Below are 13,204 nucleotides of genomic sequence, written 5' to 3' on the forward strand. Positions count from 1 at the left end.
GCGCAGGTTGCCGGGCGTGCTCGGCGCGGTGGTGTCGCCGCCGCCGGTGACCGGGCTCCACAGGGCGGCGACGTTCGGCGGCTCCCAGCCGGTCAGCGAGGTGTGGGCCTGGATGCACCGGTAGTCGACGCCCTGGTAGGTCACCACCGCCCCGACGGCGTACCAGGTGTTCGGTGCCCAGGCGGCGGCCATGGCGGCCCGGCTCGCGGTGGCGGCCGTGGCGGACGCGCCCGGCCCGAGCGCGACGGCGGTGCCCAGTGGCAGGAGCAGGGCCCCCGCCGCTACCAGGATCTTGGCGAACTTGAATCTCATGTGCGGCTCCACGTCCATCAGGCGGATGCGGGTGGGGGGTGTGGACGTGCCCACGGCGGTGCGGCGGGCGGGACCTGCCCGCCGCGTGCCCTGGGCGTGCGGGGATGCGGGCGGGGCGGACGCGAGGCGGCGGCGCGGAGCCCGAGCCGGCCGGCGCTCTTCCGCCTGGCCGTGACCACAATTATTAAGAAGCTTTCCTTTTAATTAGCAGTGAACCTACCTTGTGTCAACCGCCCGGTCAATGCCGGCCGCCGTCCCGGCCGTCCGGCGAACCCGGCCGCCGGAGTCCATGGCGCGCGGGCCGACCCCGCCGGCTATACGTTTGATCTAGATGAGGCGGAGAACGGGAAAGGAACGGGGGATTCACATGCCGGTGGTGATGAGGCTGCTGCTCGGGGCGTCGCGATGCTGGCCCTTGGCATGATCATGAAGACCTTCGGACTGGTGGGCACGGTCGCACTGCTCCTGATCCTGCTGGCCGGAATCACGGTGGGCACCCTGGTCTGGCGCAGGCGCGGCTGAGGGGACTCCGCGCGGCATGCCGGTTCCGGGCCGGGGGTGCGACACTGGGGCGGGGACGGCGTGTCGGATCGCCTACCGCGGCCGGCCGGCGTCCCCGGGAAGGTCGGAGGTTCGGCGTGAGAGTCCTGCTGCCCACCATCGGGCTGCTCGTCATCGTCTGCTGCGTGCTGATCCTGGTCCGTACCTGGACCCCGCGCGGGCACAAGGAACTGCCGGCGGCCGACGATCCGAAGGAGATCCTCCGCCGCCGCTACGCCGCCGGCGAGATCGACGAGGACGAGTACCTCCGCCGGATGTCCGGCCTCTCGCAGGACTGGTGACGGTGTGAGCTCAGGCTCGGCGAGGTGGACGTGGCCGACGCGGGAGGACCGGAGGTGGCGAGGCGGACACGATGTCCTTGATCACCTGGGTCGCGAGCGGGACGCCCAGCCCCCACGGGGGTTCTACCACCACGTGGTCGAACCCCGCGTCCAGGGCCTGCCTGGCGCACTCCCTCAACTCCCCGTGACGTTCCGGGCCGCAGTGCAGTTTGAGTGCCGCGTAGCCGGCGTCCCCTGATCTCTGGTGCCGTTGTTCACGGAACCGGGCCAGCGCCGCCGCAATGTCCGAAGGGTTCCACCGTTCGACGAACGCCAGTGCGAGCCACCCGTCCCCGCGGGACGCGGCGCGCCGCACGGCCGGCCCGGTCATCCCGCCGACGAGCAGCGGTGGCCCCTGACTCTCGGCCGGGGTGGGATGGAGCACGATCCCGTCGGGAACGTGAACGGTGGTGCCGTCGTAGGCCGCCGGACGCCCGGTCCAACATTGCTGGAGCACGTCCAGCATCTCGTCCAGGCGGCGCCCGCGATCGCCGAACCCGTACCCCAGCGCATTCATCTCGGCCTCATACCAGCCCGCCGCGGCCCCGAGGACGAAACGCCCGCCGCTCAGCCGGTCGATCGTCGCCACCTCCTTGGCCAGTTGCAGGACGTTGCGCTGGGGGATGACGAGCGCGGCGGTGCCGATCAGGCAGGAGGTCGTCGCCGCCGCGAGGTAACCGCAGGTCGTCAGGGCCTCCAGGTAGTCGTCGGTCGCCTTCCACGTCGGCCGCCCGTCAGCACTGTAGGGATAGCCGGTCACCGGCGCGTCCACCATCAGCAGGTGATCGCTCACCCACACGCTCGCCGCCCCGGCGGACTCGGCCGCGGCCGCCATCTCGCCCACTCCCAGGGACAGCGGGAGAGGACCGCTGCTCGGGATGATCGCTCCGATGCTCATCGGGTCGCCCTCACAAATGTTCCAGCAGCCAGTCGCGGCACACGGCCGCGGCCTGCCTGGTCTTCTCCGGGTCCCGGTAGAGCTCGTGGTGGTCGGTGCCGGCCACGACATGGAGCCCCTTGTCCGGGGTGGGGATCGCGTTGAACACCTTGGTCTCCAGGTCGGACCAGGTGAAGTCGTCGTTGTCCGCGAGCACCATCAGCGTCGGGGTGTCGACCAGCCGGTGGACGTGCGGCTCGACCGAATACTCCATCAGCAGCTCGGCCGAGGCCACCGTGTTCCGGTTCTCGTACGAGGGGGCCTCGGTCTCCTTGAGCATCTGGAACAGCGGCGGGCTGCCGGGGAAGGGCCAGGTGCACAACTCCTGCTCCGGGGTGGTCGAGGAGTGCTTCATGTACTCGTGCTCGCCGGTGCGGAAGCGCTTGCGGCGGCTGTCGAGCACGGCGGCGCTCAGCCGGCGGAACCCCATCGTGCCGTGGGCGCGCCGCATGGTCTCCAGGCCGTCGACCACCGGCACGATCGACACGACCGCACGCGCGCGCGGGTCCTGGGCCCCGGCGATCAAGGCGTGGCCGCCGCTGTAGGAGATCCCCCAGACGCCGATCCGGGACGCGTCGATCTCGTCCAGAGTCTCCACGTAACTGATGGCGTTGCGGTAGTCCTCGATCTGCCCGCGCGGATCGGCGTGCTGCCGGGGCTCTCCCGCGCTGCCGCCGAAGCCGCGATAGTCGAAGATCAGCGACGCCAGTCCGGCCTCGGCGAACACCTCCGCGTACCGCGGCTGCACCAGTTCCTTGACATAGCACCACCCACCCGCCATCACGACCACCGGATGCGGGCCGGTCGTGTCCGGGGTGTACAGCAGGGCCTCGAGTTCGACTCCCTCGCTGAGGAAGTTCACGGTCTTGCGCACGTCGGATTCTCCTGGGTCCTCAGTCATACGGATCATGCGGTGAGCCAGCCCCCGTCGACCGGCAGTACGGCTCCGGTGATGTAGGAGGCCTCGGGCGAGGCGAGAAAGGCGATGGCCGCGGCCTGCTCGCCGGGGACGCCGAACCGCCCCATCGGGATCCGGCCGGTCAGCCGCCGGGCGGCGGCCGCGTCCTCCCGCAGCGAGCGGTTCATCTCGGTCTCGGTGACACCGGGGGCGATGCCGTTGACCCGGATCCCGTGCGGCGCCAGCTCCAGGGCGAACGCCCGGGTGAGCATCAACATGGCCGACTTGGAGACCGTGTAGGCGACATGATCGGGAGCGGCGGTGAAGGACTCGATCGAGCACACGTTGACGATCACCCCCGGCCCGCCGAGCCGCAGGCGCCGGCGCACGAAGAGCTGGCTCAGCCGGTAGGGGGCCGTGACGTTCACGGCAAGGGTGTGCTCCCAGGTGCCGAGGTCATGGTCGATGGCCGGGCTACGGTGCAGGACTCCCGCCGCGTTCACCAGGATCCGCAGGTCACCGAGGCGGTGGACCGAATCGAGGGAGTCGAGGAACTCGTCCGGCATCGGGCCGCCCAGATCCTGCTCGACGCGGACGATGTCCGGGACGCCGGCGTACCGCCGCTCGAGTGCCGCGCCGTCGCGGTCGAGCGCCACGACGCGGGCGCCTTCCCGGGCCAGCCGTTCGGCGGCCGCGGCGCCGATACCGGACGCCGCTCCGGTGACCAGTGCCGTGCTTCCGGCGAAACGTGGTGTCATGGGAGCCGGTAGCCTCCGTCCGCGTAGAGGATCTCACCGGTGATGTAGGAGGCGTCCTCGGTGCAGAGGAAGGCCACGGCCGCCGCGATCTCCTCGGGTTCGGCCAGGCGCCCCTGCAGCGGGACGCGCGTGCCGAGGTCCCGCTCGGCCTCCGGCGGGGCCATGGCGGTGCGGATGATGCCGGGGGCGACGCCGTTCACCCGGATGCCGTGCCGCCCGTGGTCATAGGCCAGGGCACGGGTCAGGCCGGCCATGCCCCCCTTGGTCGCCGCGTAGCCGGCCTGCGGCGGGGAGTCCCAGGCCACCTCGGACTCGATGGAGCAGATATTGACGATCGTCCCGGTGGTTTCCGAGCGCACCCAGTGCCGGAGCACATCACGGCTGAGCAGGAACGGGGCCGTGAGGTTGGTGCGCAGCAGGACATCGAGCAGCGCGGGTTCGAGTTCCCAGCAGGGCGCGTAAATCATGGCGGCGGCATTGTTGACCAGCACGTCGATGCGGCCGGTGGCGGCCAGTACCTGGTCGACGAGTTCCTCGCACCGGTCCGTGTCGGTGAGGTCGGCCCGCAGGTCGGTGAACCCGGGCGTGGTGATCCCGGTGGTGCCGCCGCGGCTGATCCCGACGACCCGGTACCCGTCGCCCAGCAACCGGCGGGCGATGGCCTCGCCCAGGCCGCGGCTGGTGCCGGTGACGACCGCGACGCGTTCCTGCTCAGTCATGGGTGAGCACCTCCACCGGATCCCCGGCCAGGGCGCCGGCGTCGCCGAGGATGCCGGCCAAGGTGGCGAGGAAGCGCGCCGCGTCGGCCCCGTCGAGTGCTCGATGGTCGGCCACCAGCACCGTCGTCGCCACGTTCTCTCCCCAGCCCGGCCGCACCCGGCCGACGCCGAGGATCGCGATCTGCGGTGGGGTCACCATCGGGATGACCGCGTCGCCGCCGAGCGCGCCGACGTTCGAGATGGAGAAGGTGCCGCCGTTCATGTCGGCGGGAAGCAGCCGGCCGCGCCGGGCGCCGTCCACCACCCGCCTGCGCTCCTGGGCGAGGGCCGGCCAGGCCAGCCTTTCGGCCCCCCGGACCACCGCGGCCACCACGCCCGCGGGGGTGTCGGTGGCGAGGCTGAGCGCCGGGGCGCTGAAGCGCTGGACGGCGTCGTCGGCGAACCAGCCGTGCAACTCCGGGTGCCGGACCAGCGCGGTCGCGGTCGCGCGCAGCAGCACGTCGGTGAGCGTGGCGGCGACGCCGGCCCGGCGGAGCCGGTGCACCAGGCGGACCGCCTCCTGCATGGGAAGATCCCGGTGCACGGAGAACTGCGGGATCCGGGACGACGCCGTCATCAGGTTCGCCAGCGCGCGGCGATGCCGGGACAGGGGGTCGCGGATGGGCGCGACAAGCGTCCCGCCCGCTGCCGGGGACGCCGGGCGCCGTCGGCGCGCCGGAAGCCCGTACAGCGCGCCGGATCCGGTAGGGAGCCCGGGTCCGGCGGCGGGCACCGCCCCGGAGGTGCCGGCCGATCTTTCGGCGCCCGCCGGTGCGCGCCGCTCGCCGAGGCTCCCGTTCACCGCCCCGGCCGCCGGGACCTCGGCCGCGGGCACCGGGACGCCGGCGACGTCGAGAACCGCGGCAACCTCGGGAACGGCGGGAACATCAGGAACGGCGGGAACATCAGGAACGCGGGCCGGTCCGGGAGGCGCGGCCGAAGTCGCCGGTGACGGTGCCGGAAGCGGTGCCGGAAGCGGTGCCGGAAGCGGTGCCGAAAGCGGTGCCGGCGGTGGCGGGGGTGGTGATGGCGACGCCCGATCCGGCCCGGCGGCCGGCCGCGGTGCCGGGGGGCCGGCCGGGCCGGCGCCGGCGGCGGCCGGATGGCGCTCGCGGAGCGCGCGTACGTCGTACTCCTCGCCCCGGTCGGCCAGGATCGCCAGCAGCGCGCCCGGCGCCACCCGGGCACCGGGGCCCTGCACGCGCAGGGCCAGCACCCCCGGCTCCGGTGCCTCGACCTCCATGGCGGCCTTGTCCGTCTCGATCTCCAGGAGCGGCTCGCCTTCGTCGAACTCCTGCCCCTCCTCGACCAGCCAGGAGGACAGCACCATCTCGTCGTCGTCGCCCAGGGCCACCCTGGGCAGGGTGAAGTCCCGCACCGGCTAGTCCGTCCATTTCATGAGCGTGGTGATCGCCTCGGCCGCCGCGCCGGGCGTGGGGTAGACGAGCGCCTCCAGGCCGGGCGTGTACGGCGTGGGGACGGCCCGGCCGCCGAGGGAGAGGACCGGCGCGCGCAGCACGTCGTGCGCCTCGGTGGTGGCCACCAGCGAGAGGGTGGCCGCGGTGCCGAACAGCGGCGGGTCGTCGGCCAGGCACAGCACGCGGCCGGTCCTGCGCACCGATCGGGCCACCCCGGCCACGTCGAGCGGGTTGAGGCTGTCCAGGCCGAGTACCTCGACGTCGATGCCGCGGGCCGCCACCTCCTGCGCGGCCTGCAGGGCGGTGACGACACCATGGCCGAAGGTGAGGATCGTCAGGTCCGTGCCGGGCCGGTGCACCGTGGAGGTGACCGATCCGGGCACGGGCCCCCGGGTCAGCGGCCCGCCGCGCCGGTAGAGCCGCATGTCCTCCAGCAGGACGACCGGATCGTCCTGGACCAGGGCCCAGCGCATCGCGTCGTAGGCCTGCTGGGCGGTCGCCGGAGCCAGCACGGTCAGCCCGGGGATCCCGGCCAGATAGGCGTGCTGCGTCTGCGAGTGCTGGGCGGCGAACGATCCGAGCGGTCCCTGCCCGACGCGCACGACCAGCGGGACGGACGCCTGCCCGCCGCTCATGTACCGGAGCTTGGCGCCATTGTTGACCAGCTGGTCCAAGCCGAGGAGCAGGAAGCCGGCGAAGTCCACCTCGACCACGGGGCGGATGCCGCCGAGGGCGGCGCCCACTCCGCAGCCCATCGTCGCCGCCTCCGAGATGGGCGTGTTCACCACCCGGTCCGGGCCGAAGACGTCGACCAGGCCCTTGGTGGCGCCGAAGGGGAAGCCGGCGCGGACGTCCTGTCCGAGCAGGACGATCGTCTCGTCGAGCCGCATGGCGTCGTGCTGGGCCGCGCACAGGGCCGCGGCGAACGTGGCCGTGGCCGGCTGTGCCGCGCCGGGTGCCGCGTCCGGTGCCGTGGCGGCCGCTGGTGTGGTGGTGGTCATTTGACGATGTCCTCCATCAGGGCGGCGGGACCGGGCACCGGGCTGCGGCCGGCGAACTCCACCGCCGCCCGCACCCGCTCGCGCGCCTCGGCGGTGAGTTCCGCGGCCAGGTCATCGCCCAGGCCGGCGTGCTCGGCGAGCACTCTCAGCGGGTCCCGCCGCTGCCACAGCTCCACCTCCTCCTTGTCCCGGTACACCCCGTGCGCGGGGTCGCCCCGGGAATGGCCCATGAAGCGGTAGGTCAGGCATTCGACGAGTGCGGGGCGTCCGGCCCGGGCACCTTCGATCATCCGCTCGGCCGCCTCGCGCACCGCGAGCACGTCCTGCCCGTCGATCGTCTCGGCCTGGACGCCGAAGGCCTCGGCGCGGGCGGCCACGCCAGGTCCCGCCGTGGCGTCGCCGACGGCCGTGGTGATCGCGTAGGAGTTGTTCTCGCAGACGAAGATGACGGGCAGCCGCCACAGCGCGGCCAGGTTGAGGCTCTCGTAGAGCACGCCCTGGTTGACCGCGCCGTCGCCGAAGAAGGCGACGCACACGTCGTCGCGTCCCCGGACCTTGTTGGCGAGGGCGACGCCGGTCGCCACGGGGATGGAGCTCCCCACGATGGCCATCGTGCCGAGGAACCCGCGTCGCAGGTCTGTGGCGTGCATCGAGCCGCCCTTGCCCCGGGAGACGCCGTCGGACCGGCCGTACAGCTCGGCCATCAGCCGCTCGGGCGGCACGCCCTTGGCCAGGGCGTGCGCGTGTCCCCGGTGGTGGCTGAGCACCGAGTCCGTCTCCCGCAGGGCGCCGATCATGCCGACGGCGACGGCCTCCTGCCCGATGCCCACGTGGACGGTCCCGTGGACCTCGCCCTGCTCGTAGCCGCGGTAGGCCGCCTGCTCGAACCGCCGGATCAGGGCCATCGTGCCGTACATCGCGGCCGCGGTGCGGCGGTCGACGGCCGGCCGGGTGGGCGTCGTCATGCCCGCACCGTCCTGGCCCCGGCGGGTTCGCCGCGCTCGGCCCGCAGCGCGGCGGTGCCCTCGTGGTCCACGTCGCCCTGCTCGTCGCAGACGACCAGGTAGGTGTCGCGGGCCTCGCCGGGGGACACGTAGCCCTCGGCGACGTCGCCGGCCACCGCCTCCGGTGATCGGATGGCCGGGTCGCCCCAGCCGCCCCCGCCCGCGGTGCACTGCGAGATGACCTCGCCGGCGGCGAGGGTGACGCCGTAGGCCTTGCTCCCGAATTCGGGTGCGGCCGGGCGCTCGTCCCCGGTGCCGGGATTGACGGCGAAGGCCGCCGGTGCGCCCGGGTGGCCGCCGTCCAGGCCCCAGGGGGCGATGCGGACGCGGTTCGCCAGGATCGCCAGGGTGGCGTCGTGGCCGAGGATCCGATGGTCACGCCGGATGCCCAGCCCGCCGCGGTGCGCCCCGGCCCCGCCGCTGTCGGTCCGCAGCTCGTAGCGTTCCACCCGGACCGGAAAGCGCTCCTCGACCACCTCCACCGGGACGTTCCAGGTGTTGCCGACGATCGACCAGATGGCGCTCAGGCCGTCCCGGTCCCGGTTGGCCCCCCAGCCGCCCTCCGGATACTCGTAGATCACGTAGCGCTCGCCCGACCGCGGATCATGGCCGCTGATCGTCATGTTGTTGGACGAGCCGTGGTCGCAGGCCATGACGTGGGCCCGGTTCCCCTCCGGGCCGCGGATCTCGGCCAGGGCGCGGAAGACCGTGTTGTGGATGATGCACGTCACCTCGTTGCCGCCGGTGCAGGCGGCGGGGAAGCGCGGGTTGACGATGGTCCCCTCCGGAGCGATGATCTTGATGGCCCGGTAACAGCCCGCGTTGGGCGCGATGTCCGGCTCGGTCGCCGCCTGGAAGACCATGTACACGCCGGCGTGGGTGTACCCCAGGACGCTGTTGAGCGGGCCGTCGACCTGGGCCGACGAGCCGGTGAAGTCGACCTCCGCCTCGTCGCCGCGGATCCGCACCGTCACCCGGATGGCGCGCGGCACGTCGGTGACCCCGTCGTTGTCGATGTAGTCGACCGCCTGGTAGTCGCCGTCGGGGAGCCGTCGCAGGGCCTCGCGGGTGCGGCGTTCGGACTGGTCGAGCACCATGGTCATCGCCGCGTCCACCAGATCCGGGCCGTACCGCCCGGCGAGCTCGGTGAGCCGCCGGATGGCCGTCCGGTTGGCCGATATCTGGGCCTGCAGGTCCACCCGGAGCTGGGCGGGCAGCCGGGTGTTGCCGATGATCAGGTCGAGCAGCCGCGGGTCGATCTCCCCGCGGCGCACCAGCTTGATCGGCGCGATCCGCAGCCCTTCCTGGTAGTTCTCCCGGGCCTCGGAGTAGAACCCGCCCGCCGCGGTGCCGCCGATGTCGAGGTGGTGCGCCCGGTTGACCGCGTACCCCAGCAGGTCGCCCTCGAAGAAGATCGGCGCGACCAGCGTGACGTCGGGCAGGTGCGTGCCGCCGAGGTAGGGGTCATTGAGGATGACCATGTCCCCGGGCGCCAGGCCCTCCTTCTCGAACGCGCGGGTCACCGCGTCGGTGGCGAACGCCATCGAACCGAGGTGGATGGGCAGGAATTCCCCGTGGCTCACCATTTGACCGCGCGCGTCGAAGATGGCGCACGAGTAGTCGTTCCCCTCGTTGAAGATCGGCGAGCACGAGGTGCGGGACAGGGTGACGCCCATCTCCCGGGAGATGGAGGTCAGCGCGTGCCCGATCACCTGCAGGGTGATCTGGTCGACGTGGGTCATGATGCCGTCGCATTCCTTTCGTCGGTCACCAGCAGGCTCCCGCTCGGGTGGCAGGTCGCCCGCCAGCCCGGAGGGACCAGGGTGGTCGCGTCGGCCTGGTGGACCACGGCCGGTCCGTGCACGACGTCTCCGGTGCGCAGCGCCGACCGGTCCCGCACGTCGGTGTCGACGAAGCCGTCCTCGCCGCCGGCGCCGTCGAAGTAGACCGGGCGCCGCAGCGGGCCACCCGGTCCGGCCGCGCTCCAGTCCCAGGTGACCGGGACGTCCTCCCGCGGGCCGTAGCCGGTGACCCGCACGGTCACGATCTCCACCGGCACGTCCTCGAACGAGTGCCCGTACTGGCGGGCGTGCGCGGCGGTGAAGTCGCGGCCCAGCCGGGCCAGCGAGTCCGCGGTGACGGCCGGGCCGTGGTGGCGGATCGACAGCTCGTGCGCCTGGCCCCGGTAATGCAGGTTCACCCACACCTCCGTCCCGGTGGAGTCCTCGTCATAGCCCTCGTCCCGCAGCAACGACCGCACCTCGTCGGAGAGCCGGGTGACCAGCCGCGCGATCTCGGCGGGCTCGACGTCGTCGAGGCCGCGGTTGACCGAGCGCAGCGCGTCCCGCCGCGGCTGGGACAGCGCGGCCCCGAACGCGGACAGGCAGCCGGGGAAGGGCGGCACGATGACCGTGGTGACGTCCAGTTCCTGGGCGATGTCCAGGGCGTGCACCGGGCCCCCGCCGCCGAACGGCACCAGGGCGCAGCGGCGCGGATCCCGGCCCCGCTCGATGGAGATGGCGCGGACGGCGTTCACCATGTTGGCGTTGACCAGCCGCAGGATGCCCGCCGCCGCCCGGCCGACGCTCAGCCCGAGCGGCCGGGCGATGTGCTCCTCGATCGCCCGCTCCGCCGCGGCGCGGTCGAGGTGGAGCGACCCGCCGAGCGGGATGCTCTCGTCGTACCGGCCGAGGACGAGATTGGCGTCGGTGACGGTGGGCAGCGCGCCGCCCCGGCCGTAGCAGGCCGGGCCCGGCGTGCTACCCGCCGAGGCGGGGCCGACGCGCAGCGCGCCGCCGCCGTCGATCCAGGCGATCGACCCGCCGCCGGCGCCGATGGTGTGGATGTCGAACGTCGGGTAGGCGACGTCCAGCCCGCCGAGTCTCATGTCGAGCCGCTCGTCGGGCACGCCGGCCTGGATGCCCGAGACGTCGCAGCTGGTGCCGCCCATGTCGAGGGTCAGCACGTCGGCCATGCCCACCTGCCCGGCTAGCCACCGGGCGCCGGAGACGCCGCCCGCCGGCCCGGACAGCAGCGTCGGGATCGGCGCCCGCGCGGACACCTCGGCCGCCAGCGAGCCGCCGGAGTTGGTGATGACCGACAGCCGGCCGTCCCGGACCCCGCGCCGGCCGAGCCGGCCGGAGATCTCCGCGACGAAGTCGCCGAGGACCGGCGCGACGTAGGCCGCGGTCACGGTGGTCGAGGTCCGCTCGTACTCCCGCAGGACGGGCAGCACGTCGCTGGACAGGAAGATGGTCTCGGCGCCGCCCTCGGCCACGATCACGTCCCGGGCCCGCCGCTCGTGATCGGGGTTCTTGAACGAGAACAGGAACGCGATCGCGACGGACGTGACCCCTTCCGACCGCAGCTCCCGCCAGGCCGCGCGGACCGATTCGGGGTCGAGGTCGACCACGACCTCGCCGCCGGAGCCGATCCGTTCGATCACCTCCTTGCGCAGGCGCCGCGGCACCAGCGGCTCGGGGATCCGCTCGTCCAGGTCGTACAGCCGCTCCCGGTGGGTGCGGCGGATCTGCAGGACGTCGCGGAAGCCCGCGGTCGTCAGCAGCCCGGTGCGGGCCCCGGTGCGCGTCAGCAGGGCGTTGAGCCCGAGGGTGGTGCCGAGCTTGACGTGGCTGACGTCCGCGCCGTCCACCCCGGCGTTGTCGAAGGCGTGCATGATGCCGTCGGCCGGCCGGCCATAGTCGGTCGCCGCCTTGAAGCAGCGGGTCGTGCCGGTCGCCTCGTCGAGGACCACCACATCGGTGAACGTGCCTCCGACGTCGATACCGATGCGCTTCACGACTCCTCCTTCGCGGTCCGCGGAGCCCGGCCCAGCACCGCGTCGACCGCCGATATGACGCGCTCGACGTGCGCTGGCTCGTGCGCGGCCGAGGTGAGGGCCGGGTGCACGGGCGGCCACAGCACTCCCTCGGCGACGCAGCCGAGCATGATGTCCTGGGTCAGGGCCAGATCGCCGCGCAGCACGTCGCGGCGGTCCCGGGCCGCGGTGACCCCGGGATGGATCTGCACGATGGAACCGACCCCGGTGACCGCGGCCGGGACGTCGTGCGACCGGAACACCTCCCGCAGGCCGCGTCGCAGGGCCTCGCCGGCGGAGTCGGCGCGCTCGAGGGCGTTCTCGCTCTCCAGCACGCCGAGCGCGGCCATGCCGGCGGCGATGGACAGCGGGTTCTCGGTGAAGGTGCCGGACTGGAAGATCTTGCGCGCCCCGGCGTCCGGGCCGAGGACCGCGTCCATGATCTCGGCGCTGCCGCCGAACCCCGCCAGCGGCAGGCCGCCGCCGACCGCCTTGCCGATGGTGACCAGGTCCGGGGTCACCCCCAGGTAGGCGGGCGCCCCGGCGAGCCCGAGCCGCAGCGAGCAGAGCACCTCGTCGAAGATCAGCACGATGCCGTGCCGCCGGGTCGCGTCCCGGACAGCCCGGGCGAACCCGGGTTCGGCGGGGATCCCGCCGCCGCTGGAGAAGCCGACCGGTTCCATGATGACGGCCGCCAGCTCGTCGCCGTGCTCGTCGATCAGGGCCGCGGCGGCCTCGGCGTCGTTGTAGGGCAGGACGACCACCTCGTCGAGGATCCGCGGCGCGACGCCGGCGTAGTCCAGGACGCCCTCCGGCCGATCCGGACTGCCGGCCGGTTCCCGCGTGTGCGTCGACACCAGGCAGAAGTCGTCCGAGCCGTGGTAGTTCCCCTCGAACTTGGCGATCTTGAGGCGGCCGGTGGCCGCCCGTGCCGCGCGGATCGCCGACCTGGTCGCCTCCGAGCCGGTGTTGACGAACCGCAGCCGTTCCAGGTGCGGCATGTGCGCCTGCAGGCGTTCGGCGTACTCCAGGGAGAGCACGTTCGGGAGCATGGGGTTGATCACGAGTTCGGCCTGCCGGCGCACGGCCGAGACGACGGCCGGATGGCCGTGCCCGAGCAGCAGCGGCCCGGCGCCCATGAGCAGGTCGACGTAGCGCCGGCCGTCCAGGTCGGTGATCGTCGCGCCGCTCGCCTCGGCGATGAACACCGGGTACGGGGCGAAGAACTTGGCCTGCCCGCTCACGCCCTGCGGGAAGATCCGCCGGGCGCGGTCCCACAGCTCGCGGCTGCGTGGGGTGGCCGCCTCGAATCTGCCGGGCACGCTCATGCTCGCGTCACGGGAGTCTTGGGAAACCGGGAGAGGCACGTCATCTCCAAGGGGAAAGGGGAGTTCGAATCTCGACGGGCACCGGACGGCGT

12 protein-coding genes are annotated in these 13,204 nt (G+C 73.0%); 1 reads left to right on the plus strand and 11 read right to left on the minus strand.

Annotated features, from left to right (window positions below; all coding sequences use genetic code 11):
* Positions 1-312, minus strand: a 312-nt coding sequence (locus Sru01_RS17305; protein ID WP_373869526.1) for a carbohydrate-binding protein, incomplete at its 3' end; no start/stop codon positions are given.
* Between the two features lie 638 nt (positions 313-950).
* On the opposite strand from Sru01_RS17305, the gene Sru01_RS17310 reads away from it, so the two are divergent.
* Complete coding sequence (locus Sru01_RS17310) at positions 951-1,154, plus strand: SHOCT domain-containing protein (protein ID WP_203986329.1); 204 nt, start codon at positions 951-953, stop codon at positions 1,152-1,154.
* Positions 1,155-1,164: 10 nt separating this feature from the next.
* Here Sru01_RS17310 and Sru01_RS17315 read toward each other — a convergent pair whose 3' ends face one another.
* The 10 genes from Sru01_RS17315 to Sru01_RS17360 are packed head-to-tail and all read right to left on the minus strand — an operon-like array spanning position 1,165 to position 13,106.
* Positions 1,165-2,091, minus strand: coding sequence for a TIGR03619 family F420-dependent LLM class oxidoreductase (locus Sru01_RS17315; protein WP_203986332.1), 927 nt, complete (start codon positions 2,089-2,091; stop codon positions 1,165-1,167).
* A gap of 10 nt (positions 2,092-2,101) precedes the next feature.
* Positions 2,102-3,004, minus strand: coding sequence for an alpha/beta hydrolase (locus Sru01_RS17320; protein ID WP_203986335.1), 903 nt, complete (start codon positions 3,002-3,004; stop codon positions 2,102-2,104).
* 32 nt (positions 3,005-3,036) lie between these two features.
* The gene (locus Sru01_RS17325; RefSeq protein ID WP_203986338.1) at positions 3,037-3,786 is read right to left on the minus strand and encodes an SDR family NAD(P)-dependent oxidoreductase; all 750 of its coding nucleotides are present in this window, start codon (positions 3,784-3,786) and stop codon (positions 3,037-3,039) included.
* On the minus strand, positions 3,783-4,505 hold the full coding sequence (locus tag Sru01_RS17330) for an SDR family NAD(P)-dependent oxidoreductase (RefSeq protein WP_203986341.1): 723 nt from the start codon (positions 4,503-4,505) through the stop codon (positions 3,783-3,785). Before Sru01_RS17330 ends, Sru01_RS17325 begins: the two co-directional genes overlap by 4 nt.
* Positions 4,498-5,922 carry a 2-oxo acid dehydrogenase subunit E2 gene (locus tag Sru01_RS17335; protein ID WP_203986344.1) on the minus strand — a complete coding sequence of 475 codons (1,425 nt, stop codon included), beginning with the start codon at positions 5,920-5,922 and terminating at the stop codon, positions 4,498-4,500. Before Sru01_RS17335 ends, Sru01_RS17330 begins: the two co-directional genes overlap by 8 nt.
* A gap of 3 nt (positions 5,923-5,925) precedes the next feature.
* The gene (locus tag Sru01_RS17340; RefSeq protein WP_203986347.1) at positions 5,926-6,963 is read right to left on the minus strand and encodes an alpha-ketoacid dehydrogenase subunit beta; all 1,038 of its coding nucleotides are present in this window, start codon (positions 6,961-6,963) and stop codon (positions 5,926-5,928) included.
* A complete protein-coding gene (locus Sru01_RS17345; RefSeq protein WP_239137504.1) occupies positions 6,960-7,928 on the minus strand; it encodes a thiamine pyrophosphate-dependent dehydrogenase E1 component subunit alpha in 969 nt (322 codons plus the stop codon). The genes Sru01_RS17340 and Sru01_RS17345 overlap by 4 nt, the downstream gene beginning before the upstream one ends.
* Positions 7,925-9,709, minus strand: a complete 1,785-nt coding sequence (locus tag Sru01_RS17350; RefSeq protein WP_203986350.1) for a hydantoinase B/oxoprolinase family protein — start codon at positions 9,707-9,709, stop codon at positions 7,925-7,927. The genes Sru01_RS17345 and Sru01_RS17350 overlap by 4 nt, the downstream gene beginning before the upstream one ends.
* The gene (locus tag Sru01_RS17355; protein WP_203986353.1) at positions 9,706-11,766 is read right to left on the minus strand and encodes a hydantoinase/oxoprolinase family protein; all 2,061 of its coding nucleotides are present in this window, start codon (positions 11,764-11,766) and stop codon (positions 9,706-9,708) included. The genes Sru01_RS17350 and Sru01_RS17355 overlap by 4 nt, the downstream gene beginning before the upstream one ends.
* A complete protein-coding gene (locus Sru01_RS17360) occupies positions 11,763-13,106 on the minus strand; it encodes an aspartate aminotransferase family protein (RefSeq protein WP_203986356.1) in 1,344 nt (447 codons plus the stop codon). Before Sru01_RS17360 ends, Sru01_RS17355 begins: the two co-directional genes overlap by 4 nt.
* Positions 13,107-13,204: the final 98 nt, after the last annotated feature.

The organism is Sphaerisporangium rufum, from assembly GCF_016863395.1.
GTDB classification, from domain to species: Bacteria; Actinomycetota; Actinomycetes; order Streptosporangiales; family Streptosporangiaceae; genus Sphaerisporangium; species Sphaerisporangium rufum.